At 71.6% G+C, this 23,893-nt stretch carries 20 protein-coding genes; 8 read left to right on the plus strand and 12 right to left on the minus strand.

Features of this window, described 5'->3' with window-relative positions:
• Positions 1 to 71: 71 nt before the first annotated feature.
• Both ACIBK9_RS51130 and ACIBK9_RS51135 read left to right on the plus strand, forming a co-directional pair.
• The gene (locus tag ACIBK9_RS51130; RefSeq protein WP_397166641.1) at positions 72 to 2,144 is read left to right on the plus strand and encodes a PhoX family protein; all 2,073 of its coding nucleotides are present in this window, start codon (positions 72 to 74) and stop codon (positions 2,142 to 2,144) included.
• Positions 2,145 to 2,198: 54 nt separating this feature from the next.
• Entirely contained in the window at positions 2,199 to 4,079 is a 1,881-nt protein-coding gene (locus ACIBK9_RS51135; protein WP_397166643.1) for an ABC transporter ATP-binding protein, read from the plus strand.
• Here ACIBK9_RS51135 and ACIBK9_RS51140 read toward each other — a convergent pair.
• Positions 4,040 to 5,461 (minus strand): MFS transporter, encoded by a 1,422-nt coding sequence (locus tag ACIBK9_RS51140; RefSeq protein ID WP_397166645.1) that lies wholly within the window; start codon positions 5,459 to 5,461, stop codon positions 4,040 to 4,042. The genes ACIBK9_RS51135 and ACIBK9_RS51140 overlap by 40 nt on opposite strands.
• 73 nt (positions 5,462 to 5,534) lie before the next feature.
• Here ACIBK9_RS51140 and ACIBK9_RS51145 point away from each other — a divergent pair, with 73 nt between their 5' ends.
• Together ACIBK9_RS51145 and ACIBK9_RS51150 are read left to right on the plus strand one after the other, a co-directional pair.
• Positions 5,535 to 6,188 carry a TetR/AcrR family transcriptional regulator gene (locus ACIBK9_RS51145; RefSeq protein WP_397166681.1) on the plus strand — a complete coding sequence of 218 codons (654 nt, stop codon included), beginning with the start codon at positions 5,535 to 5,537 and terminating at the stop codon, positions 6,186 to 6,188.
• 10 nt (positions 6,189 to 6,198) lie between these two features.
• Positions 6,199 to 6,945 carry a methylenetetrahydrofolate reductase gene (locus ACIBK9_RS51150; protein ID WP_352320480.1) on the plus strand — a complete coding sequence of 249 codons (747 nt, stop codon included), beginning with the start codon at positions 6,199 to 6,201 and terminating at the stop codon, positions 6,943 to 6,945.
• Here ACIBK9_RS51150 and ACIBK9_RS51155 read toward each other — a convergent pair.
• The 3 genes from ACIBK9_RS51155 to ACIBK9_RS51165 are packed head-to-tail and all read right to left on the minus strand — an operon-like array spanning position 6,906 to position 11,128.
• Positions 6,906 to 8,375, minus strand: a complete 1,470-nt coding sequence (locus tag ACIBK9_RS51155; RefSeq protein WP_364342886.1) for an MFS transporter — start codon at positions 8,373 to 8,375, stop codon at positions 6,906 to 6,908. The genes ACIBK9_RS51150 and ACIBK9_RS51155 overlap by 40 nt on opposite strands.
• A 45-nt stretch (positions 8,376 to 8,420) precedes the next feature.
• Complete coding sequence (locus ACIBK9_RS51160; protein ID WP_397166647.1) at positions 8,421 to 9,083, minus strand: Crp/Fnr family transcriptional regulator; 663 nt, start codon at positions 9,081 to 9,083, stop codon at positions 8,421 to 8,423.
• Positions 9,084 to 9,115: 32 nt separating this feature from the next.
• Entirely contained in the window at positions 9,116 to 11,128 is a 2,013-nt protein-coding gene (locus tag ACIBK9_RS51165; protein ID WP_397166648.1) for an adenylate/guanylate cyclase domain-containing protein, read from the minus strand.
• A 196-nt stretch (positions 11,129 to 11,324) separates the two neighbouring features.
• Between ACIBK9_RS51165 and ACIBK9_RS51170 the strand changes: the two genes are divergently transcribed.
• The gene (locus tag ACIBK9_RS51170) at positions 11,325 to 12,221 is read left to right on the plus strand and encodes a hypothetical protein (RefSeq protein ID WP_397166650.1); all 897 of its coding nucleotides are present in this window, start codon (positions 11,325 to 11,327) and stop codon (positions 12,219 to 12,221) included.
• Positions 12,222 to 12,278: 57 nt separating this feature from the next.
• Here ACIBK9_RS51170 and purL read toward each other — a convergent pair whose 3' ends face one another.
• The 4 genes from purL to purS all read right to left on the minus strand — a co-directional run bounded on the left by purL (position 12,279) and on the right by purS (position 16,197).
• Positions 12,279 to 14,531: a phosphoribosylformylglycinamidine synthase subunit PurL gene (purL, locus tag ACIBK9_RS51175; RefSeq protein ID WP_397166652.1), complete on the minus strand. Its 2,253-nt coding sequence runs from the start codon at positions 14,529 to 14,531 to the stop codon at positions 12,279 to 12,281.
• Positions 14,528 to 15,211 carry a phosphoribosylformylglycinamidine synthase subunit PurQ gene (gene purQ / locus ACIBK9_RS51180; RefSeq protein ID WP_352361051.1) on the minus strand — a complete coding sequence of 228 codons (684 nt, stop codon included), beginning with the start codon at positions 15,209 to 15,211 and terminating at the stop codon, positions 14,528 to 14,530. Before purQ ends, purL begins: the two co-directional genes overlap by 4 nt.
• Positions 15,212 to 15,340: 129 nt before the next feature.
• On the minus strand, positions 15,341 to 15,730 hold the full coding sequence (locus ACIBK9_RS51185) for an ATP-binding protein (protein WP_352361053.1): 390 nt from the start codon (positions 15,728 to 15,730) through the stop codon (positions 15,341 to 15,343).
• Positions 15,731 to 15,951: 221 nt separating this feature from the next.
• Positions 15,952 to 16,197, minus strand: a complete 246-nt coding sequence (purS, locus tag ACIBK9_RS51190; RefSeq protein ID WP_352320496.1) for a phosphoribosylformylglycinamidine synthase subunit PurS — start codon at positions 16,195 to 16,197, stop codon at positions 15,952 to 15,954.
• A gap of 228 nt (positions 16,198 to 16,425) precedes the next feature.
• Between purS and pdhA the strand changes: the two genes are divergently transcribed.
• Genes pdhA through ACIBK9_RS51205 form a run of 3 tightly spaced genes read left to right on the plus strand, consistent with a single transcriptional unit; the run spans position 16,426 to position 20,005 of the window.
• Positions 16,426 to 17,517, plus strand: a complete 1,092-nt coding sequence (gene pdhA, locus ACIBK9_RS51195) for a pyruvate dehydrogenase (acetyl-transferring) E1 component subunit alpha (protein ID WP_352361056.1) — start codon at positions 16,426 to 16,428, stop codon at positions 17,515 to 17,517.
• Positions 17,514 to 18,494 carry an alpha-ketoacid dehydrogenase subunit beta gene (locus ACIBK9_RS51200; protein ID WP_352320500.1) on the plus strand — a complete coding sequence of 327 codons (981 nt, stop codon included), beginning with the start codon at positions 17,514 to 17,516 and terminating at the stop codon, positions 18,492 to 18,494. Before pdhA ends, ACIBK9_RS51200 begins: the two co-directional genes overlap by 4 nt.
• A 17-nt stretch (positions 18,495 to 18,511) precedes the next feature.
• A complete protein-coding gene (locus tag ACIBK9_RS51205; protein ID WP_397166655.1) occupies positions 18,512 to 20,005 on the plus strand; it encodes a dihydrolipoamide acetyltransferase family protein in 1,494 nt (497 codons plus the stop codon).
• A 74-nt stretch (positions 20,006 to 20,079) separates the two neighbouring features.
• Here ACIBK9_RS51205 and ACIBK9_RS51210 read toward each other — a convergent pair whose 3' ends face one another.
• From ACIBK9_RS51210 to ACIBK9_RS51225, 4 genes are read right to left on the minus strand one after another with little or no spacing between them, the layout of a single operon-like run.
• A complete protein-coding gene (locus ACIBK9_RS51210; RefSeq protein ID WP_397166657.1) occupies positions 20,080 to 21,252 on the minus strand; it encodes an adenylosuccinate synthetase in 1,173 nt (390 codons plus the stop codon).
• Positions 21,249 to 22,229, minus strand: coding sequence for a hypothetical protein (locus ACIBK9_RS51215; RefSeq protein WP_397166659.1), 981 nt, complete (start codon positions 22,227 to 22,229; stop codon positions 21,249 to 21,251). Before ACIBK9_RS51215 ends, ACIBK9_RS51210 begins: the two co-directional genes overlap by 4 nt.
• An 11-nt stretch (positions 22,230 to 22,240) precedes the next feature.
• Entirely contained in the window at positions 22,241 to 23,095 is an 855-nt protein-coding gene (locus ACIBK9_RS51220) for a molecular chaperone DnaJ (protein WP_397166661.1), read from the minus strand.
• A complete protein-coding gene (locus ACIBK9_RS51225) occupies positions 23,092 to 23,823 on the minus strand; it encodes an NUDIX hydrolase (protein WP_358302027.1) in 732 nt (243 codons plus the stop codon). Before ACIBK9_RS51225 ends, ACIBK9_RS51220 begins: the two co-directional genes overlap by 4 nt.
• Positions 23,824 to 23,893 lie beyond the last annotated feature (70 nt).

The following is a 23,893-nucleotide window of genomic DNA, read 5'->3' on the forward strand; positions in this document are numbered from 1 at the left end:
TCGTTCACCCCGGGTTTCGTTGACGACCGTAACGTCCCCGCCGTACAACCGCGCACATATCTGGAGGACCTGTGGCGAACCCTGAGGCGGGGCGGCTGCTGCCGCTGCTTTCCACCCCGCACAAAGGTGGCCGATCCGCTCTGACCTGTCAGTTCCGTTGCGGGAACGCGTGCGCGCACGACGTGGCCAACACGACGGGCAACGCCTACTTCGGCGACGTGGTGAAGGAGGCGCTGACGCGCCGCGGCGTGCTGCGCGCGGGCGCGCTCGGCGCGCTGGTGGCGGGCGTGGGCGTGGCGGGCGCGGTCCCGGCGCTCGCCGACGAGCCGGCGGCCGAGACCGCCGCCGCGCCGGTCGCGGTGGGCGGGCGCGGCCCGGCTGAGATCGCCTTCACCCCGGTGCCGCCGAACAAGGACGACGCGCTGCGCATCCCCGACGGCTACACCTCCTCCGTGGTCGTGCGCTGGGGCGACCCGGTGCTGCACGACGCGCCGGCCTTCGACTTCGACAACCAGACGGCCGACGCCCAGAACAAGCAGTTCGGCTACAACTGCGACTACGTGACGTTCTTCCCGATGGGTCAGAACCGCGGCCTGCTGTGGGTGAACCACGAGTACACCGACGAGAACCTGATGTTCCGCGGGTACACGGGCGGCGCGGCCGCCACCGAGGAGCAGATCAGGATCGCGCTGGCCGCGCACGGCGGCTCGGTCGTGGAGATCGAGCGGGCGCACGGCACCGGCGAGTGGAAGCTCACCACCAAGGGCCGCCGCCGCTACAACCGGCGCGTCACCGCGCAGACGCCGATGCGCTTCTCCGGCCCCGCCGCCGGTCACGCCCTGCTCAGGACGGCCGCCGACCCCAAGGGCCTGGCGCCGGTCGGCATGCTGAACAACTGCTCGGGCGGTTCCACCCCGTGGGGCACGGTCCTGACCGCCGAGGAGAACTTCGACCAGTACTTCGTCAACGGCGACAAGGTCCCCGAGGCGCAGCGGCCGTACATCTCGCGTTACACGATCACGACGGGCACCCCGGCGAGCAGCCGCCGCTTCGACCGGGTCGAGGAGCGCTTCGACCTGGCCAAGCACCCGAACGAGGCCAACAGGTTCGGGTGGATCGTGGAGATCGACCCGTTCGACCCCGACTCCACGCCGATCAAGCGCACCGCGCTCGGCAGGTTCAAGCACGAGGCCGCCAACACCACCCTGGCCGCGGACGGCCGTCTGGTCGTCTACATGGGTGACGACTCGCGCTTCGAGTACATCTACAAGTTCGTCTCCAAGGACCGGTACATCCCGGGCTTCGACCGTCACAACCGCACCCTGCTGGACGAGGGCACCCTGTACGTCGCCAAGTTCACCGGCGACAGCCCGGCCGCCGAGATCGACGGCTCCGGCAAGCTGCCCTCCGACGGGCTGTTCGACGGCTCGGGCCGGTGGATCCCGCTGGTGTCGGGCGACAAGTCGTACGTGGACGGCATGACCGCCGCCGAGGTGCTGGTCCACACCCGTACGGCGGCCGACAAGGTCGGCGCGACCAAGATGGACCGTCCGGAGGACATGGAGCGCAACCCGGTCACCGGCGGCGTCTACGTGGCCCTGACCAACAACTCCAACCGCACCGCCGCCCAGGTGGACGAGGCCAACCCGCGCCCGTCCAACAAGCACGGTCACATCCTGGAGGTGGCCGAGCGGAACAACGACGCGGGCGAGACCACCTTCGCCTGGTCGCTCCCGCTCGTCTGCGGCGACCCGAACGACCCCGCGACCTACTTCGCCGGCTTCGACAAGACCAAGGTCTCGCCGATCTCGTGCCCGGACAACGTGACGTTCGACGCCGACGGCAACCTGTGGATCTCCACCGACGGCAACCAGCTCGGCAGCAACGACGGCCTGTTCGTCATGCCGGTGCGTGGCTCCGACCGCGGCCACCTGCGCCAGTTCCTCACGGTCCCGCTCGGCGCGGAGACCTGCGGCCCGCTGGTCACCGCGGACCAGAAGAGCGTGTTCGTGGCCGTGCAGCACCCGGGCGAGATCGACGGCGCGACCCCGGAGAACCCGGCCAGCCGCTGGCCCGACGGCGACCAGCCGCGCCCGTCGGTGGCGGTGGTCTGGCACGGCAGTGGCAAGAAGATCGGCAGCTGATCCCCGGTAGAACCAGTTGACCTCAAGTTAACTTGAGGAAATAGTCTCCCATGCATGAGCATGGAAGTGACCGCCTGGCATCAGCTTTACTCGATGAACAACCGGCCGGAGCGTCGCCCGCTGAACAGGGCGACGCTTCGGCGTATCGGCGGGTTCGCCCGTCCCCACCGCCGCAGGATCGTGCTGTTCCTGGTGCTCAGCGTGGTGCTGGCGGGTTTGGCCGTGGTGTCGCCGCTGCTCGCGGGGCGGGTGGTCGACGCGATCTTCAACGGTGAGCCGCTCGGCGTGGTGGTCGTGGTCGCGCTGCTGATCGCGGGCCTGGCGCTCGCCGAGGCCGGGCTCGGCCTGCTGAACCGCTGGCAGTCGGCCACCATCGGCGAAGGGCTGATCCTCGACCTGCGCACGGCGGTCTTCGACCACGTCCAGCGCATGCCGGTCGCGTTCTTCATGCGGACGCGCACCGGGGCGCTGGTGAGCCGGTTGAACAACGACGTGATCGGCGCGCAGCGGGCCTTCACCGACACCTTGTCCAGCGTGGCCGGCAACCTGGTGCAGCTCGTGCTGACGCTCACCGTGATGATCGGCATCTCGTGGCAGATCACCTTGCTCGCGCTGCTGCTCCTGCCGGTGTTCGTGCTGCCCGCGCGCCGGATGGGCGTCCGGATCGCGCGGCTGCGGCGCGAGGCCGCCGACCACAACGCCGCCATGGGCACCCAGATGACCGAGCGGTTCTCCGCGCCGGGCGCGACCCTGGTGAAGCTGTTCGGCCGTCCGGCGCGCGAGTCGGCCGAGTTCGCCGCGCGGGCGCGGCGGGTGCGCGACATCGGCGTGCGCTCGGCCATGAACCAGTCGGTGTTCGTCACGGCCCTGACCCTGGTCTCGGCGCTCGCGCTGGCCCTCGTCTACGGCCTCGGCGGCTTCTACGCCCTGCGCGACCAGCTCGAACCCGGCGCAGTGGTGTCGCTGGCCCTGCTGCTGACCCGCCTCTACGCGCCCCTCACCGCCCTGGCCAGCGCCCGGGTGGACGTGATGAGCGCCCTGGTCAGCTTCGAGCGCGTCTTCGAGGTGCTCGATCTCAAGCCGCTGATCCAGGAGCGCGCGGACGCCCGCGACGTCCCCGAGGGCCCGGTCGCGGTCGAGTTCGACGACGTGCGCTTCGCCTACCCCGCCGCCGACAAGGTGTCGCTGGCCTCGCTGGAGGAGGTCGCCACGCTGGACTCGCGGGGCGGCGAGGAGGTGCTGCACGGCATCTCGTTCACGGCCCTGCCGGGCCAGATGGTGGCGCTGGTGGGCTCGTCGGGGGCCGGCAAGTCCACGATCGCCCAGTTGCTGCCCAGGCTGTACGACGTCGACTCCGGCGCGGTCCGCCTCGGCGGCGTGGACGTACGGGACCTGACCTTCGACGCCATCCGCGACACCCTCGGCATGGTCACCCAGGACGGCCACCTCTTCCACGACACGATCAGGGAGAACCTGCTGCTGGCCAGGCCGGCGGCGAGCGAGGAGGAGATCTGGGACGCCCTGTCCAGGGCCCGGCTGCGGACGCTGATCGAGTCGCTGCCCGACGGCCTGGACACCGTGGTCGGCGAGCGCGGCTACCGGCTGTCCGGCGGCGAGCGTCAGCGGCTCACGATCGCCCGGCTCCTGCTGGCCAGGCCGCGCGTGGTGATCCTGGACGAGGCCACCGCCGCGCTCGACTCCACCTCCGAGGCGGCCGTGCAGGAGGCCCTGGGGGAGGCGCTGGCGGGCCGGACCGCCGTGGTGATCGCGCACCGGCTGTCGACCGTGCGGGCGGCCGACCAGATCCTGGTGATCGAGGACGGCCGCGTGGCCGAGCGGGGCACGCACGCCGAACTGCTGGCCATGGGCGGCCGCTACGAGGAGCTGTACCGCACTCAGTTCGACGAGCCGACGGTCGCCGGGGCGGTGGCCTGAGGCTCGTCCGGCACCGGCGGGCGGCGGGACGGGCGCAGCGCGTACAGGCCGAGCGGGACGGCGGCCAGCACGATCACCGCCGCGATGACCAGCGTGAACTGGTAGGCGTCGAGGAAGGCGGCCAGCGGGGGCCGGTCGCTCCCGCTCTGGCGGGAGCTGAGGATCGCGCCCAGCACGGTGATGCCGAGCAGGCCGAACACCTCGCGCGAGACGTTCAGCACGCCTGAGGCCACGCCCGCCCTGTCCTTGGGCAGGCCGCCGAGGATCGCCGAGGTCAGCGGCACCAGCAGGCCCCCGCCGAGGCCGTAGAGCAGGAACCAGGGGGCGACGTCGGCGTAGTCGCCGTCGGCCCCGACGCCGGAGATCAGGTAGATCGCCGCGCCCATGAGCGCCATGCCCAGCGCCACCGTGCGGCCGGTGCCGAGCCGCGCGGAGATCCGCTGCGAGGTGATGGCGACGACCGCCATGACCAGGGCCATCGGCACGAACGCCAGGCCGGCCTGCGTGGGGGAGAAGCCGAGCACGTTCTGCAGCCACAGGGCGCTGAAGAAGTAGATGCCGAACACGCCGAACGACCAGATGCCCATGGTCAGCGCGCCGCCGGTGAACACCCGCGAGCGGAAGAGCGACAGGTCGATCATCGGGCGCTCGGACCGCGTCTCGACCAGCGCGAACGCCACGGCCGCAGCCGCCGCGAGCCCGAACGCGGCCAGGATCTCGGCCGACGTCCATCCGGCGCGGTCGCCCTCGATGAGCGCGTAGGTCAGGGAGACCAGCGCGAGCGCCGAGGTGGCCAGGCCGGGCAGGTCGAGCCGGTGCCGGCGGTGGGTGAAGTCGGGCCGGACCGCCCACAGGGCCAGGCCGAGGGTGGCGATCCCGACCGGCACGTTGATCAGGTAGATCCAGCCCCAGTGCAGGTGCTCGCTGATGAAACCGCCGGCCGCCGGGCCGAGCGCCATGGACAGCGCCCCGGACGCGCTCCAGATGCCCACGGCCCTGCCGCGCTCGGCGGGCTCGGGGAAGATCTGGCTGATCAGGGTGAGCGACGTGGGCGTGAGCAGCGCCGCCCCCACGCCCTGGACGGCCCGCGCCGCGATCAGCGCGCCGCCCGAGGTGGCCAGCCCGGCGCCCAGCGAGGCCGCGGTGAAGACGGAGAGCCCGGCCAGGAACACCACGCGGGCCCCGAACAGGTCCGCGAGCCGGCCGCCGACCAGCATGAGCCCGGCGAAGACCAGGATGTACGAGCTCACGATCCACTCCAGCCCGGAGATCGTCAGCCCGAGCTCCCGCTGGATCGTCGGCAATGCGACGTTCCCCACGTTGTTGTCGAGATAGGTCATGAAGGTGCCCAATGTCACGGCACCCAGCGCCCACCATCGCATGTCGCCAACCTCCTATACGCCGTACTTGTACGTCGTACAGTTCAACTTGTACGGCGTATAGTTGTCAACCGTGATGGGAAAACTGGACGCGCGGACCATCGCCGAGCGGGCGCTGGAGATCGGCGACACCGAGGGGCTCGACGCCGTGACGATCCGCCGCCTGGCGACCGACCTGGGCGTGACGCCGATGGCCCTCTACTGGCACTACAAGAACAAGGACCAGCTGCTGGTCGGCATGGCCGACCACCTGGTCGGCGGCTTCGTGCCGCAGCCGGCCGACGAGCGGCCCTGGCAGGAGCAGCTCCGCGACCTGACCCATGGGCTCATCAGGACCCTGCGCACCCATCCCTGCGCCAAGAACGTCATCGAGCAGATCGACCCGATCTCCGTCCCCAACTTCCTGGTCGTCTGGGACAAGGCGCTGGGCCTGGCCCGTACGGCCGGGTTCGACGTGGAGGAGAGCTGCCTGATCACCAAGTACCTGCTGCAGAGCGCCTTGTCGATCGCCGACGCGCCCGTGCACTTCAAGGCCGGCCGGACCGGCGAGGAGATCGCCGAGATGGTCAGGGTCAAGCGGGCCGGCCTCCAGTCGCTGCCGCCCGAGAGGTACCCGTACCTGGTCGAGATGGCCTCACCGCTGGTCGCGGGCGCCGACCCGGCCTTCTACGACTCCTTCGGCGTCGATCTCGTGCTGCGCGGCATCGAGGCGCTGGCCGCCGAGCGTTAGGGTCGGGATCATGCCCTTCGAGCTGGTCTGCGAGATCGAACCGCCCACCAAGCCCGATCTGAAGCGCGTACGCCACCAGATCGGCACGCTCAGCCAGGTCGCCCACTCCTTCCTGATCCCCGACAACCACATCGGCCGGGCCACCGTGTCCAGCGTGGCCGTGGCCCACGAGGTCGAGGCGATGGGCGGGCGCAGCATCGCCTGTCTCAACTCCCGCGACCGCAACCTGCTCGGCTTCCACCGCGACCTGCTGACGGCCGCGGCGTACGGCGTCGACCAGTTCCTGTTCGTCCACGGCGACAAGCCCGCCAGCGGCAGCCGGACCAGCGACCTGACGGTCCGCTCGATGATCGAGGAGGCCAGGGGCTTCTCGCCGGCCTTCCGGGTCGGCGCGGCGGCCGGGCTGCGCCCGCTGCCCGCCTGGAAGCGCGCGGCCGACTTCCTGTTCGCCCAGGTCAGCTTCTCGGTCGAGGCGCAGGTCCGGTGGCGCGAGGCCAACCAGGTCGACGTGCCGGTCTACGCGGGCGTCATGGTGCTGGCCAGCGAGCGCCACGCCCGTACGCTGGCCGCCGCCATCCCCGACATCGCCCTGCCCGGCGAGCTGGTCGAGCGGGTGGCCGCCGACCGCATGGCGGGCGTCGAGGCGGCCTGCGAGCAGGTGTTCGCGCTGCGCGACTCGGGCGCGTTCGACGGCGTGCACCTCATCCCGGTCTCGCGCTACCGCGACGTGGAGTCGAGGCTCGCCGGAGCCCTCTGAGACCGGGCGAGCGCGGCCAGCACCGCGCCGGCCAGCGCCACGGCGAACAGCACCGCGTACGCCCGCTGGAAGCCGTCCATGAGCTGCCCGACGGCCACCGGGGAGAGCGTGGACAGCGTGCCCGCGTACACCTGGGCGCGCAGCGCCGGGCCCACGGAGCTGGTCACGACGCTGAGCGACAGGCCCACGCTGATCACGATGCCGACGTTCATGATCATGACCCGGAAGCCGTTGACCACGCCCAGGCTGCCGCTCGGCAGGGCGGCCATGACCTGGGTGGTGTTGCCGGTCAGGAACGTCCCGCTGCCGCAGCCGGCCACGAACAGGGCGATCCCCGTCACCCAGTACGGCGTCGCCGGGTCGGCCGTCAGCATGAGCGCGCCGAGCCCCAGCGCGCTCATCGCCGCGCCGCCGATCGACAGCCCGTACGGCGAGACCCGCGGCCCGAGCAGCCCCGCGATCGGCGAGGCCAGCCCGATGCCCACCGGCACCGGCAGCACGCTCAGCCCGGCCGAGAACGCGTCGAGCCCGCGCGCCGCCTGGAAGTAGAGCGCGACCACCAGGATCAGCGCGGAACGCGCGAGCGCGTTGCAGAAGGAGGCCAGGTTGGCGTAGGCCAGCAGCCGGCCGCCGAACAGCCGCAGGTCCAGCACCGGGTTGGTCGAGCGCCGCTCGGCCAGCACGATCAGCGGCACCAGCAGCACGAACAGCGCCGCCCCCGTCAGGACGACCGGGCTGGTCAGGCCGCCCGACCCGGCCTCGTTGACCGCCAGCAGCACGGCCGACAGCGCGGCGAACACCAGCACGTTGCCGAGCGCGTCCACCGGCTGCCTGGGCCTCTTCGGCATCTTGCGTAAGATCACCGCGCCCCAGCCGAGCGCGATCAGCCCGGCGGGCACGTTCACCCAGAAGATCCACTGCCAGCCGGCGGTCTCGGCGATCAGGCCGCCGAGCGTCGGACCGGCGAGCTGGGCCACCGACAGCGTGCCGATGTAGACGCCCATGCCCTGGCTGAGCCGTTCGGGCGGGAACGCGTCGGTGATGATCACCGTGCCGTTGGCCAGGATCATGGCCGAGCCGATCGCCTGGAGCACGCGCATGCCGACCAGGAACCAGACGTCCGGCGACAGCCCGGCCAGCAGCGAGGCCACGGTGAACAGGGCGAAGCCCGCCAGGTACACCTCGCGCCGGCCGAGCAGGTCGGCGACCCGCCCGAAGAACACCAGGCTCGCGGTGTTGACCAGCAGGAACGCCAGCAGGATCCATCCCGACTGCGTCGCGTCGGCGTGGAAGTGCCGCACGACGGTCGGCAGCGCGACGTTGAGCGTGCTGCCGGCGATGCCGATGAGGACGAGGCCCAGGCTGGTGACCGAGCACACGCGCCAGGCGTAGCGCATGCGGGTGCCGGCTTCGGGGGTGACCGCGACCATGCCTCCCACTATGACGTACGTCGTACGTCCGTTTTGTACCAGGGGTCACCTGGCTCGCCTGCGTAACCCCTCGACGTCGTGGATGACCACCCGCCGCCGGCCGGTCTCGATGAGCCCGCGGTCGCGCAGGGTCCGCAGCGCCTTGCTGACCGCCTCCCGCGAGGAGCCCGTCCAGCCGGCCAGCTCGTCCTGGCTGAGCGGCAGGGCCACGCGCACGCCGGTGCTGGTGGGCTCGCCGTATCGGTCGGCCAGTTCGAGCAGCCGGGTCGCCACCCGGCCGGTGGTGTCGAACGCGCCGTACTCGATGCGCTTGCGGTCGGCGTCGCGCAGCCGGCCGACGACCAGTTGCAGGAGCAGGACGGCGATGCGGCCGTGCGCGGCCAGGAAACCGCTGAAGTCGCGGACCACGATGCCCTCGATGGGCTCCAGCGCGGTCACGGTGGTCGAACGCGGCAAACCGTCCACGGCCGACATGTCGCCCAGCAGCGCCCCCGGGCCGCGTACCGCGAGGACCACCTCGGTGCCGCTGCTCGTGTGCGAGGACACCTTGACCCGGCCCTGCGTCAGCACGAGCACCCAGTCGGCCGCGTCGCCCTCGGTGATCACCGTCGTGCCGCGGTCCCATCGGCGCGGGCGCCCGGCGGCTCGCAGCGCCTCGACCTCCTCGGCGGTGAGCAGGGAAAGGAACTCGCCGGGCTCTGGATCCATGCGCCGATTATGTACGTACGGCTATTGCCGTTCTATGGCATTCCAGTCAGAACGTACGCGGCCACGAGTTCTTCCCTGCCCTTCAGGCTGAGCCGTCCGAGGGCGTTCACCGAGGCGTCGCGGCCGAGCTGCCTGAGGGTCGTCTCGCCGATCACCACCGTCCCCGGCTCGGCCAGGGCCTGGAGCCTGGCGGCCACGTTGACGCAGTCGCCCATCGCGTTGAAGCCGCGTAACTCGGGGCTGCCGATGTTGCCGACCAGCGCGGGGCCGGTGTTGACGCCCACCCGGAAGGTCGGCCACTCCACCTCGCCGACGCGTTTCCAGGCCATCTCCTCGGCCACCTCGGCGGCGGCCCGCTGCATTTCCAGCGCGGCCCGGCAGGCCGCCCTGGCGTGACCGGCCTGCGGGGCGGGCGCATTGAACAGGGCCAGCATCGCGTCTCCGACGAACTGCACGATCGTGCCGCCGTTGTTCAGCACGCACGGGACGGCGGCCGTGTGGTACCGGTTGAGCATCTCGACGATCTCGCCGGGCGCGACCTGCTCGGAGAAGGTGGTGAACCCCTTGAGGTCGGCGAAGAGCGCGGTCAGCTCCCGCAGCTCGCCGCCGAGCGCCGCCCGCGCCGGGTCGGCGAGCAGGGCGTTGGCCACGTCGGGCGACATGTACTGGCGGAAGAGGGTGTCCAGCTCCTGGTAGAGGCGGGCGTTCTCCAGCGAGATGGACAACTGGCCGGCGAGCGTGGCGGCCAGCGCCTCGTCGTGGCCGCCGCGGCCCACCGGCACCTCCAGCACGCCGGCCAGGTGGCCCCTGACCGTGAGCGGGTAGGCCAGCCGGTGGTCGCGGCGGATCGGGCCGTCGCCCTCGAACTCGTACGCGCGCGAGCCGATCTGGGTCTTCCCCTCCGACACCAGTGCGATCTTGACGTCTCCGTACGCCTGCCTGACCCGGTCGAGCGCGGTGGTCAGCAGCTCGCCCTCCGGCAGGCCCACGCGGGTCTGCGCGCTCACCGCCACCAGCGCGGCCAGCCGCTCCGACAGCTCCCGCTCGTGGGCCAGCGCCGTCCCGGCCCGGTCGAGCACGGCGGCCTGGCTCTCGTTCAGCCGGAACTTGCCCGACAACCGGGCCGCGGCCAGCGGCTCGCCCCGGCGTACGTGCTCGACCAGCTCCTCCAGGGCCTGGTCGTAGTCCTGCTGGAGGCGGGCGACGGTCGCCGCCAGGGTCACCGAGTCGAACAGCCCCGCGCTCGACCCCTCGCGCCGGAACTGCAGGTAGGCGCTGTAGGCCACGAACACGAAGGCGAGGGTGAGCAGCGCGTGCCACTCCCACCACGTCAGGTGCCAGTTGAGCTGCGACATCCCGGCGACCATCGCCTCGGCCAGCAGCGCGTACGCGGTGATCAGGCTGACCAGCATGGCCGAGGGGCGGCGGCGGTGGAGCAGGAACATCAGCACGCCGGCCGCGCCGTACAGCAGGACGCCGGGGATCGAGGCCGCGCCCAGCCAGCTCACCGGCGCGACCGGCGGCGGCTGACTGAGCTCGGTCAGCTCGGGCACCAGGGAGACCAGCGCCCACAGCAGCATGAACCCGAACAACACCGCCCGGACGAAGTGCTGCCCCGCGAGCACGCTCCTGGCCGCCCGCTCGCCCAGCGGCAGGGCCGAGGCGAACGCGAACATCGAGGCGATCGTGAGCCCCACCTGCTGCCCCAGGTCGAAGCCCAGCGAGCCGGTCGGCAGGATGATCCCCGGCGTGGCCAGGCCGTGCAGGAGGAAGAAGCCCGCGCTGCTGAGGAACACCATGGAGACCAGGAACAGCCGGGCGTCCTGACGGCGGCGCGCGGCCTCGGTGATCAGCCCGCCGAGCGCCACGTTGATCCCGGCCACCGCGAGGATCATCCAGAAGTGGCTCGCGTTGTGCTGCCAGACGACGTTGAGGTGGGGCTGGGCGAGCAGCAACCAGAGCCCCAGCAGGGGAAGGGCGAGGTGGATGACCCAGACCACGCCTCGGACGGGCTGCGTGGCCGGCGGCAGGTAGGTGCTGGGCACAGACCCGATTATGCACGCGGGATCGCCGCCGCCAATGCGTCCTTTTACCCACTACGACGGCGACAGTCGGTCAATCCGGTCAGTAACCCTCCGTTTCGTGACAAATACGTTATGTAGTTTCTGCCAACCTTTGGAACGGTCGAAACGTGAATCTCATGCACCACATGAGCATCACTTGTTTCCTGGAAGGAAAGCCGTGGCTATCAACGTTCGCGGTGGGCGTACGCTCACCCTCGCCACTGTCGGAGCGCTCGCCGCCTCGCTCCTCGCCGTCGGTGGCGTGGCCACCGCCTCGTCGGCGGCGAGCGAGGTGTACGCCTGCGTGCACAAGAAGACGCGGTACGTCCGCATCGTCAACCCGACCACGCCGTGCCGCAAGACCGAAGAGCGCATCGTGATCGGCGGCAGCACGACGCAGCTGAACGGCGGCACGTCCGGCCCCAAGGGCGACCAGGGCCCCCAGGGCAAGCAGGGCCCGCAGGGCGAGACGGGTCCGGTGGGCCCCCAGGGCAAGCCCGGCCTCCCCGGCAAGGACGGCAAGGACGGCCTGCCTGGCAAGGACGGCAAGGACGGCCTGCCTGGCAAGAACGGCCAGGACGGCAAGGACGGCGAGCGCGGCCCGGCGGGCCCCCAGGGCCCCAAGGGCGACGACGGCAAGCAGGGCCTCCCCGGCAAGAACGGCCAGGACGGCAAGAACGGCCTTCCCGGCAAGGACGGCGAGCGCGGCCCGGCGGGCCCCCAAGGCCCGCAGGGCCCCAAGGGTGAGCCCGGCAAGGACGGCGCCGGCGCCGCCTACACCACCTACACCAACAGCGTGTCCATCACCGGCCTCGGCTCGGAGACCGCAACCTGCAACAACGGCGGCACCCCCACCGGCGGCGGCTTCTCCTTCGGCACCCTGAAGAACGCCGAAGTCCTGGGCAGCTACCCCGGCGCCAACGGCTGGACGGTGACCGTCGCCAAGGACGACAACGGCGGCGGCAACAACCTCACCGCCGACACGCAGACCACCCAGAGCACCCAGAGCCACGGTGGCGGCAACGGCACCAGCGTCTCCGGCAAGGTGTACGTCATCTGCATCAAGAAGGTCTGACAAAGCGGAAAGGGCCGGTGCGGGGGATCACCCCGCACCGGCCCTTTTCGTTGAACGTCAGCCGAACAGCGCCGGCAGCGTCGCCGAGTGGGTCTCGCGGATCTCCTCGACCCCCACCTCGAACACGCCCTCGACCACCAGCGACGCCCCGCCGGTGACGCCGAGCCCGTAGCACGGCACCTCGTGCCGCCCGCACAGCGCCGCGAACTCCTCGAACGCCTCCGGCCGCACCGCGACCAGGGCCCGCGCCGCCGACTCGCTGAACAGGTCGGTGAACGGCTCGCCGCTCAGCGCCACCGTGGCCCCGATGCCGCGGGCCAGGCACGACTCGGCCAGCGCCACGGCCAGCCCGCCGTCGGACAGGTCGTGCGACCCCTCCAGCAGCCCGCGGGCAGCGGCCTCGACCAGCACGGTCGCCAGCGCCTGCTCGGCCTCCAGGTCGGCGTGCGGCGGCAGGCCGCCCAGGTGGCGGTGGGCCACGTGCGCCCATTCCGAGCCGCCGAACTCCTCGGCGGTGTCGCCGAGCAGCACCACCCGCAGCCCCTCGGCGGTGAACCCGGACGGCACCCGCTTGGCCACGTCGTCGATGACGCCGAGCACGCCCACGACCGGGGTGGGGTTGATGGCCGTCGAGCCCGTCTGGTTGTAGAAGGAGACGTTCCCGCCGGTCACCGGCACGCCGAGGGTGCGGCAGGCGTCGGCGAGCCCGCGTACGGCCTCGGCGAACTGCCACATCACCTCGGGGTCCTCCGGCGAGCCGAAGTTGAGGCAGTTGGTGACGGCCAGCGGCTTGGCGCCGGTCACGGCCACGTTCCGGTACGCCTCGGCCAGCGCCAGCTGCGCCCCCGCGTAGGGGTCGAGCTTGGCGTAACGGCCGTTGCCGTCGGTGGACAGCGCGATGCCCCGCGTCGTCGGCTCGGCTCCGGCGATGACCTCGGAGATGCGCAGCATCCCGGCGTCGGCGGGCTGGGCCAGCACGGTGTTGGAGCGGACGTAGCGGTCGTACTGGGAGGTCACCCACTCCTTGGAGGCCAGGTTGGGCGAGCCGAGGAGCTGCAGCAGGGTGGCCCGCAGGTCGTCGGGGCGCGCCAGCCGGTCGGGGGTGTCGGCGTTGAGCGCGGCCTGCCCGGCCGGCTCGTGGTAGGGACGCTCGTAGACCGGGCCCTCGTCGGCGGCGGTGCCCGGCGGGATGTCCACGATGACCTCGCCGTCCCAGGTCATGACCAGGCGGCCGGTGTCGGTGACCTCGCCGATGACGGTGGCCGGGACGTCCCACTTGGCGCAGATCGCCATGAACGCGGGGATGTCGTCGGGCCGGACCACGGCCATCATCCGCTCCTGGGACTCGCTCATCAGGATCTCCTCGGGCTTGAGCGAGGAGTCGCGGAGCGGGACCAGGTTGAGGTCGACCTTCATGCCGCCGGTGCCCTTGGCGGCCAGCTCGGTCGTGGCGCAGGAGACGCCGGCCGCGCCGAGGTCCTGGATGCCGACGACCACGTCGGCCGCGTAGAGCTCCAGGCAGCACTCGATGAGCAGCTTCTCCATGAACGGGTCGCCCACCTGCACGGCGGGCCGCTTGGCCTGCGACTCGTCCTCGAACGTCGCCGAGGCCAGCACGGACGCGCCGCCGATGCCGTCGGGACCCGTGGACGCGCCGAACAGCACGACCTGGTTGCCCGGCCCCGGCGCGGTGGCCAGCTTGATCTGGTCTTTGCGCAGCAGGCCGACGCACAGCGCGTTGACCAGGGGGTTGCCGATGTAGCAGGGGTCGAAGACGACCTCGCCGCCGATGTTGGGCAGGCCCAGGCAGTTGCCGTAGTGGCTGATGCCCTCGACCACGCCGGGCAGCACCCGCCGGGTGTCCACGGCGTCGGCGCCGCCGAAGCGCAGCGCGTCCATGACGGCGATCGGGCGGGCGCCCATCGACATGATGTCGCGCACGATCCCGCCGACGCCGGTGGCCGCGCCCTGGTGCGGCTCGACGTAGGACGGGTGGTTGTGCGACTCGATCTTGAACGTGGCCGCCCAGCCGTCGCCGATGTCGACGACGCCCGCGTTCTCGCCCATGCCCACGAGCAGCGCCTCGGACTTGGGCGCCTTGGTGGCGAACTGCCGCAGATGCACCTTGGACGACTTGTACGAGCAGTGCTCGGACCACATGACGCTGTAGATGGCCAGCTCGGAGCCGGTGGGACGGCGACCCAGGATCTGCTTGACCCGGTCGTACTCGTCCTGCTTCATCCCCAGCTCGGCGAAGGGCATCGGCTCGTCGGGGGTCTCGGCGGCCCGCTTGACGTTGTCGGTGCTCATGCGTTCACCAGATTCTTCAGGATGGACGTGAAGAAGCCGAGCCCGTCGGTGCTCGGCGCTCCGACCAGCTCCTCCACGGCGTGCTCGGGGTGCGGCATGAGGCCGACCACGTTGCCCGCCTCGTTGCGGATGCCGGCGATGTCGTTGAGCGAGCCGTTGGGGTTGCCCCCGGCGTAACGCACGACGACGTGGCCGCCGGACTCCAGCTCGGCCAGCGTCTCCTCCGAGGCGACGTAACGGCCCTCGCCGTGCTTGACCGGCAGCACGATCTCCTGGCCGCGCTCGAAGGAGCCGGTCCAGGCGGTGGCGGTCTGCTCCACCGTGAGCCGCTGGTCGCGGCAGACGTAGTGGAGCGAGGCGTTGCGGGTGAGCGCGCCGGGCAGCAGGTGGGCCTCGCAGAGGATCTGGAAGCCGTTGCAGGTGCCGATGACCGGCAGACCGGCCTTGGCGGCCGGGACGAGCTCGTCCATCAGCGGGGCGAACTTGGAGATCGCGCCGCACCGCAGGTAGTCGCCGTAGGAGAAGCCGCCGGGCAGGAAGACGGCGTCGACTCCCTTCAGGTCGTGGTCGGCGTGCCACAGCGGGACCGCCTGCGCGCCCACGAGGCGCACGGCTCTGGCGGCGTCCTGGTCGTCGAGAGTTCCTGGAAACGTGACTACGCCCACACGGGCAGCGCTCATGACAGTCGTCCCCTCCGAGGAATGCGCACGCGCGTGCCACCGTCTCTTTGGGGGCGGACGGCGGTCTACGGCGGTGTACTCAGATTATCGGGTGCGCGGCTGTGTTCCGGGCAGCGGGTCGGACGGCGGTCAGACGGCGGCCAGCTCGCGGTGACGGGCGCCCTCGGCCTCGTCGTCCCAGGCGAGCGTCTTGCGCAGGTGGACCGTCGTGCCGCGGCCGGGCGTGGTGCCGAAGGAGATCTCGTCCACCACGGACCGCATGATGAGCAGGCCGCGGCCGTTCTCGGTGTCCGGCGGAGGGAAGTGCAGCGGCATCGACGGGAGGCCGTCGCCGTTGTCGGCGACGCGCACGTCGCAGCGGCCGTAGCCGATCGACGCCGAGACCTCGTAACGGTTGGCGGGGCCGCCGTGTCGCACCGCGTTGGAGCACGCCTCGGAGACGGCGAGCAGCATGTCGGCGATGCAGGTCTCACTCACGTTGAGTGACCGCATCGCGTCGCCAAGCACTCGCCTGACCATCGGTATGCCGATCGCATCCCGAGGCAGCGCCAACGAGAACTCAATATCCACCGGACTCCTCCGGGCTCCGGAATGTCACCTGGAGTAGGTTTCCCTGTGAAATCGGGGCTAACCGCAAAATCACGTTGTTGTTATTTAGTGTTGGCACGCCCGTGGCATTGTGGCATGCCCGAACGCGACTTTAACTCACCAGGGGTAAAACCAGGCATCAAATGTGCCTTCTACCCCTCAACCCGGACGCTGTAGTCCTCGATCACGGTGTTGGCCAGGAGTGTCTCGGCCATCTTCCGTACCTCGTCGAGGGCCGCCTCGTCGGCCGGGCCCTCCAGCTCGACCTCGAACCGCTTGCCCTGACGGACCGCCGAGACGCCGGAGAAACCGAGCCTGGGCAGCGCCCTGGCGATGGCCTGGCCCTGCGGGTCGAGGATCTCGGGCTTGAGCATGACGTCGACGATGACGCGCGCCACTACGTTCCTCCTGGGTGGAGTGGGTGCTTGGGAAAGCAAGCCTACCGGCGCGCATGGCCGTCAACACAACGGGAACGGGGAGGACATGGGGCTTGCGCGGAGTGCTGTGACGTCTGCCACGATGTCCCCAAACGCGTATGAACCACCACCACATGGTTCGCACGCACACACGGCTGGCCTCAGGTGGCGACCCCATCGACACCGGCCCCGATCGCACAGGAGCGGCACGTGACAGTCGACGCCTCTCGTGGTGCCGAAGCACCCCCTGAGCTCGTGCAGTTGCTCACCCCCGAAGGAGTGAGGGTCGAGCATCCCGACTACGACATAGACCTGACGCCCGAAGAGGTCAGGTCGCTCTACCGCGACCTGGTGCTCGTCCGGCGCATCGACCTGGAGGCCGTGGCGCTGCAGCGGCAGGGCGAGCTGGGCATCTGGGCCTCGCTGCTCGGCCAGGAGGCCGCCCAGATCGGCTCGGGCCGCGCGCTCACCGACTCCGACATGGCCTTCCCCACCTACCGCGAGCACGGCGTCGCCTGGTGCCGCGACGTCGACCCGGTGAAGCTGCTCGGCCTGTTCAGGGGCGTCAACCACGGGGGCTGGGACCCCGAGGAGCACAACTTCCACCTGTACACGATCGTGATCGGCAGCCAGACCCTGCACGCGGTCGGCTACGCCATGGGCATCCAGCGCGACGACGCCTCCGCCGCCACGATCGTCTACTTCGGCGACGGCGCCACCAGCCAGGGCGACGTCAACGAGTCGTTCATCTGGGCCAGCGTGTTCAACGCGCCCGTCGTCTTCTTCTGCCAGAACAACCAGTGGGCCATCTCCGAGCCGCTGGAGAAGCAGAGCCGCATCCCCCTCTACCGCCGGGCCTCGGGCTTCGGCTTCCCGGGCATCAGGGTCGACGGCAACGACGTGTTCGCCTGCCTCGCGGTGACCAGGAAGGCGCTCGAAGCCGCCCGTACGGGCCAGGGGCCGACGCTGATCGAGGCGTTCACGTACCGGATGGGCGCCCACACCACGACCGACGACCCGACCCGCTACCGGGTGGCCAGCGAGCTGGAGGCGTGGAAGCTGAAGGACCCGATCGAGCGGGTCAAGTCGTACCTGTTCCGCAACGAGCTGGCCGACCAGGGCTTCTTCGACGCCGTGACCGCCGAGGCCGACCAGCTCGGCGCCGACCTGCGCAGGCGGTGCCTGGCGATGCCCGACCCCGAGCCGCTCGATATCTTCGACCACGTCTATCGCGAGCCCCACGCGCTCATCGACGGAGAGCGCGCTCAGTTCGCCGCCTACTTGGAGGGCTTCGAGAAATGACGGTGTTGAGCCTGTCCAAGGCGCTTAACGAGGGCATGCGCCGCGCCATGGAGGACGACCCCAAGGTCCTCATCATGGGCGAGGACGTCGGCAAGCTCGGCGGCGTGTTCCGCGTCACCGACGGTCTGCAGAAGGACTTCGGCGAAGACCGGGTCATCGACACGCCGCTCGCCGAGTCCGGCATCATCGGCACCGCGATCGGCCTGGCGCTGCGCGGCTACCGGCCGGTGTGCGAGATCCAGTTCGACGGGTTCGTGTTCCCGGCGGCCGACCAGATCATCACGCAGCTCGCCAAGATGCCGATGCGCTCGCTCGGCGCGATCAAGCTGCCCGTCGTCGTGCGCATCCCGTGCGGCGGCGGCATCGGCGCGGTCGAGCACCACAGCGAGTCGCCCGAGGCGTACTTCGCGCACACGGCCGGCCTGCGCGTGGTGGCCTGCTCTAACCCGGCCGACGCCTACACCATGATCCAGCAGGCCATCCGGAGCGACGACCCGGTCATCTTCTTCGAGCCCAAGCGCCGCTACTGGGAGAAGGCCGACATCGACACGGCCTCGACCGACTGGTGGACGCCGTTCGACAAGGCCACGGTCGTACGGCCCGGCTCCGACGTCACGCTGCTGGCCTACGGCCCGATGGTCAAGACCTGCCTGGAGGCCGCCGCGGCCGCCGAGGACGACGGCCGCTCGCTGGAGGTGATCGACCTGCGCTCGCTCAATCCGCTGGACGAGCCGCTGGTCATGGAGTCCGTCCGCCGCACCGGCCGGGTGGTCGTGGTCCACGAGGCGCCCGTCTACAGCGGCTTCGGCGCCGAGCTGGCGGCCCGGATCACCGAGCAGTGCTTCTACCACCTGGAGTCGCCCGTCCTGCGGGTCGGCGGCTTCTCCACCCCCTACCCGCCGTCGAAGCTCGAAGAGCACTACCTGCCCGACCTGGACCGGGTGCTGCACGCCGTCGACCGCGCCTTCGGGTTCTGAAAGGGGGACGCGCTTCCATGCGACGCGAGTTCAAGCTTCCCGACGTCGGGGAGGGGCTGACCGAGGCCGAGATCGTCCGCTGGCATGTGCGGCCGGGCGACGAGGTCAAGGTCAACCAGATCGTGGTGGAGATCGAGACCGCCAAGTCCATCGTCGAGCTGCCGATCCCCTGGGACGGCGTGGTCGCGGGCGTGCTGGTCGAGGAGGGCCGCACGGTCGACGTCGGCACGCCGATCGTCGCCGTGGACACCGGCGGCGAGGCGGGCGGCGCCGACCAGGGCCCCGCCGGCCAGAGCCGTGCCGACCAGGGCCCCGTTGACCAGGGCCTCAAGGCGCTGGCCGACGACATGGTTCCCAAGCCGCCGGAGGAGGGCGCGGTCGAGCCCGGCGCCCACGGCAGCCCCGCGCCCAAGGAGGAGCGGCAGGCGGTCCTGGTGGGTTACGGGGTCAAGACCGGCGCCTCCAAGCGCCGTCCCCGCAAGCAGCCGGCGGAGCCGATCCCGGCCGCGCCGGTGGCCAACCCGGCCCGCGTGGAGGTGCCCGGCCCGGCCCCGACGGCCCGCCCGGCCGAGCCCGTCCCCGCCGCCGCGCCGGCCGCCGGAGTGGTCGCCGGTTCCGGGCGCGTGGCCGTGCTGGCCAAGCCGCCGGTCCGCAAGCTGGCCAAGGACCTGGGCGTCGACCTCGCCACGCTCACCGGCACCGGCCCCCAGGGCTCCATCACTCGCGACGACGTGCACGCCGCCGCGCAGGGCGGTCTCCAGGGTGGTCTTCAGGCCGCGCCCGAGCCCGTCCGGCAGGCCGAGCCCCAGCGGCGGGAGGAGCGCGTCCCCGTCAAGGGCGTGCGCAAGATGACCGCCCAGGCGATGGTGGCCAGCGCCTTCACGGCCCCGCACGTCACCGAGTTCCTCCAGGTGGACGTGACGGAGACCATGGAGGCGGTCCGGCGGCTGCGGGCCCTGCCCGACTTCGCCGAGGTCAAGGTCTCCCCGCTGTTGCTGGTCTGCCGGGCCCTGCTCACCGGGGTCAGGCGCTACCCGATGATCAACTCGTCCTGGGACGAGGCGGCCCAGGAGATCGTGGTCAAGCACTACGTGAACCTGGGCATCGCCGCCGCCACCCCGCGCGGCCTCGTCGTGCCCAACATCAAGGACGCCCACGCCCTCCCGCTCCCCGAGCTGGCCAGGCAACTGGGCGCGCTGGCGGAGACGGCCAGGGCGGGCCGCACCCAGCCGGCCGAGATGGCGGGCGGGACGATCACCATCACCAACGTGGGCGTGTTCGGCGTCGACGCCGGCACCCCCATCCTCAACCCGGGCGAGTCCGCCATCCTGGCCTTCGGCCAGGTCAGGGACATGCCGTGGGTGGTGGACGGCGAGCTGGCGGTGCGCAAGGTGACCACCCTCGCGCTCAGTTTCGACCACCGGATCGTCGACGGCGAGCTGGGCTCGATGTTCCTGCGCGACGTCGGCGCGATGCTGGAGGACCCGCTCCGCATGCTCGCCTGGAGCTGAAACCGGGCTGAAACCGGGCCGACGCCGGGCCGAAGCCGGGCGGCGACCGCCGGGAGGACCCCTCTCCCCGGCGGTCACCGCAGGCTCGGCCAGGGCGCCTTCTTGTCCCGCGCGCGGGGGCCGTACGACTCCAGCCACACGGGCGCGCCCACGACATGAGAGACCGCCGCGGGCCAGTCTGATACACCCTCCTCGTAGACCGGCGTCGCCCGCAGCAGCCGGGCCGTACGGTCCGGCTCGGCGAACGTGACGGGCCGGTCGTAGCGCACGCACATGCGGGTGACGTCCGCGTCGAGGTGGGTGAGCGCGAGACCGTCCACGCCGCCGGCCGCCTCGGCCGCGTACCGGTGGGCGACCGCGTCGAAGTGCCCGCGGCGGAAGGCCCCCTGCCACGGCCCGGTCACGTTGTGCGGCTCGGGCAGCTCCAGGCCGGGGTCCTCGGTCACCAGCGGGCCGGGGCCGTGCCGGGTGGTGTAGGTCCGCAGCACGCCGAGCCGCGCCGCCCCGGACCCGTCCAGCAGTTCCAAGGCGTTGGCGAAGGTCGTCGTGCTCCACGTCGTGTACGGGTCGAACCCCCATCGCTCGTCCAGCAGCACGCCCTGCGCGCCCTCGAACACCACCGGCCCCCGCCTGACCAGCCCGGCGGTGTACGACGAGTCCACCAGCCGCACCCGCTCGGCGAACGCCCGGTAGACGGCCACGCAGTCGGCCACCGGCGGCCCCTCGACCCCCAGCGCCTCCCGCAGCACGGTCAGCTTGCGCGTCAGCTCGCGCGGCGGGTCGCCCGCCCGGGGCGCGAGCGCGCCGTGCTCCAGGTGGTACGCCATCGTCTCCCCGACGCCCATCCCGCAGGACCCGTGCCGCGCCTCCCCGCGCGCCAGCTCCCGCCTGCGCCCGGCCTCGACGTGGTACGGCGTCGCCAGCAGGCAGTCCCGGTCCACCGTGAGCAGCCCGAAGGGGTCGGGCACGCCGAGCCGGGCCAGGTGCTCCGCCTCGGCCGACAACGCCAGCGGATCGACCACCACGAACCGCGAGAGATGCGTGCGAACCCCCCGGAACGTCCCGGCGCCGAACTGCGCGAACGTGTGGTGCCGCCCGTCGTCCAGGACGACGTTGTGCCCCGCCTGGGCGCCCCCGTTGAACCGGACCACGGCGTGGACGGGCAGCGTGGCGCACGCCCAGTCCACGACCGTGCCCTTGCCGGCGTCGCCGTACCCGAGGTCGACGACGACCAGGTGCTCGTTCACGCCCGGAGCCCGCCCAGCCCGCCGCCCAGCCCGCCCCCGAGTCCGCTGTCGAGCCCGTCGAGCGGCTCGGCGGTGACGACCGTGCCGCGGTCGAGCCTGGCCAGGGCCCGCGACACCGACGCGCCGGCCGTCGAGCCCAGCTCGGCCAGGTCCTCAAGGCCCTCGTCCAGGCCGATCGCGTCCTCGCCGAGCCCGACGGTGAGCGCGATCGTCTCGCACACGGCGTCGAGGTCGTCCAGCTCCAGCACGTTCTGGCCGAGCAGACGGCGCCAGGAGTCCAGCACCTCGGGGTCGCCGGCGTAGCTGGCCCCCTGCGGGAGGATGAAGTAGACGTCGTACTTGCGGGTCAGCTCGGCCACGACGTCGTCCACCCCGAGGGGCGCGGTCAGCCGGTCGCCGACGAGGTCCTTGACGTGGTTCCTGGACACCCGCTGGTAGGGCATCTCGTCGCCGATGACGAACAGGTAGCCGCGCCTGCCGCGCTTGTCGTGGCAGTCGATGGAGGTGTGCCTGGCCATGAAGTACATGGCCAGCTCGTAGGACTCGCGCTTCTGCCCGCCGCCGCCGCCCTCCAGCAGGATCAGGCCGAGCTGGTCGTCCATGCGGTTGTCGGACTCGAACTGGCCGACCTGCAGCGGCGCCCGGTCGCAGGTGGCGTCGCCGATCGCGCCGAACATGATCTGCGGGTCGGTGGCGTACCCCTTGCGCAGCAGCAGCCCGAGCAGGTCGGGCAGGCGGGTCTGCAGCGTGCGGGGGATCGCGCGCATCGAGCCGGTCACGTCGAAGAGCACGGCGATGGCCAGCGAGTCGGGGTGCTCGGCCGAGTCGCGGCTCTCCCGCGTCACGCCGAAGGGGTCGAGGTCGGGGTGGACGCGCCGGGCTCCGCCGTCGCTGTAGGCGAAGGCGCTGGAGCCGGTGGCCGCGCGGTAGCGCGCGGCGGAGTCGTAGACGTTCGTGGACCAGATTCCGCTGCCCATGGCAGCCTCCCTCAAAGGTGGAGCGGACGGTACGTACGGGGTCCGTAGAGGTCGTCGAGCAGGTCGTCCAGCTCGCGCAGCAGCTCCCACGCGTCGGACGGCGGGCGCAGCAGGCAGCCGCGGACGAAGGCGCGCATCCGGCGCGGGCACTCGCCCATCAGGTGGTCGACGCACCGGGTCAGCGCGGCGATGTCGGCGCGCTCGTCGAGCCGGTCGCCGTGGCACCAGTCGACCAGCACGAGCCCGTGGTCGAGCGGATGGATGAGGACGTGGCGGGGGAGCACGGCGCCGTGCGCGACGCCGGCCCGGTGGGCGAGCCCGGCGGCCACGAGCAGCCGCCGCCAGATCCAGGCCACGTCGCGCGGGTCGAGGCCGGTGCCGGCGCGGTCGAGGGTGACGAACCCGGCGGGCGCCCGGCTGACCACGTTCGCCTGCCGGACCACCTCGCCGGCGCGGTAGCGGAAGCTCGCGACGAGGCGGGGGACGTACGGCAGGAAGCGCGGGTCGCCGTCGGCCGCGATCTTCCGCAGCGCGGCGGCCTCGCGGACCAGCAGCCGGTCGGCGGCCGGATCGCGGGCCACCTTGAGCAGCGAGTCGCGCTCGGCGCCGCGCCCGGCCGGGTAGAGCACGGCGGTGCCGCCCTTGTGCAGCGGCGGCCCGACCAGGAAGGAGCCGACCCGCCGGCCCCGGTGGTAGGTCTCCCAGAGCGCGACCAGCCGCTTGAACGCCTCCTCGCCGCCCGGCGCGAGGTCGGGATGCAGCGCCCTGGCCAGCCGCCGGTAGACGCGGGCCGCGGACCCGCCGGCGAAGAGCTCCTGGGCCGATCGCGCCCCCATGACGATCGCCGCCGCCCGCTCGGTGTTCACCGCACCTCCTCCTCCCTGGCGGGCCGCAGCAGCGCGGGGTGGAGCAGCCGGGCGTCGCCCGCGCGGTAGAGCTTGGCCCGCGGGCCGCCTCTGGGGCCGCCGGTCTCGGTGGTCTGGCCGGTGCTCTCGACGAACCCGGGGACGGACAGGACCTTGCGGTGGAAGTTGCCCGCGTGCAGCGGCGTGCCCCACACGGTCTCGTAGATCAGCCGCAGCTCGGAGACGGTGAACTCGGCCCCGGCGAAGGCCGTGGCCAGCGGCGTGTACTCCAGCTTCGACCGGGCCCGTTCGACGCCGTCGGCCAGGATGCGGGCGTGGTCGAAGGCGAGCGGCGGCACGTCGTCGACCGGGTGCCAGACGGCCGCGGCGGCGTCCGTGCCGGGCCTGGGGTCGGGCAGGTCGGGGGCGAAGGCGAGGTAGGAGATCGACACCACCCGCATGCGGGGGTCGCGGCCGGGGCCGCCGTAGCTGGCCAGCTGCTCGATGTGCGCCGGGCGGGTGGCCACGCCGGTCTCCTCGGCCAGCTCGCGCACCGCCGCCTCGGCCAGGTCCTCGTCCGGCTTGATGAAACCGCCGGGCAGGGCCCAGCGGCCCGCGTACGGCTCCACGCCGCGCTCGACGATCAGGACGTGCAGCCGCCGGTCGCGGATGGTCAGCGCCACCACGTCGACGGTGACCGCGACCGGCGCGTAGAGCCGGGGGTTGTAGCCCGCCAGGAACTCTTCCATTCCCAAGTCCTTCTCAGTTCGAGTCAATCTCGATTTGAGAATAACTCCGCCGACGGGCGTGTGTCGATAG

The organism is Nonomuraea sp. NPDC050227 (genome assembly GCF_044459705.1).
GTDB lineage: Bacteria > Actinomycetota > Actinomycetes > Streptosporangiales > Streptosporangiaceae > Nonomuraea.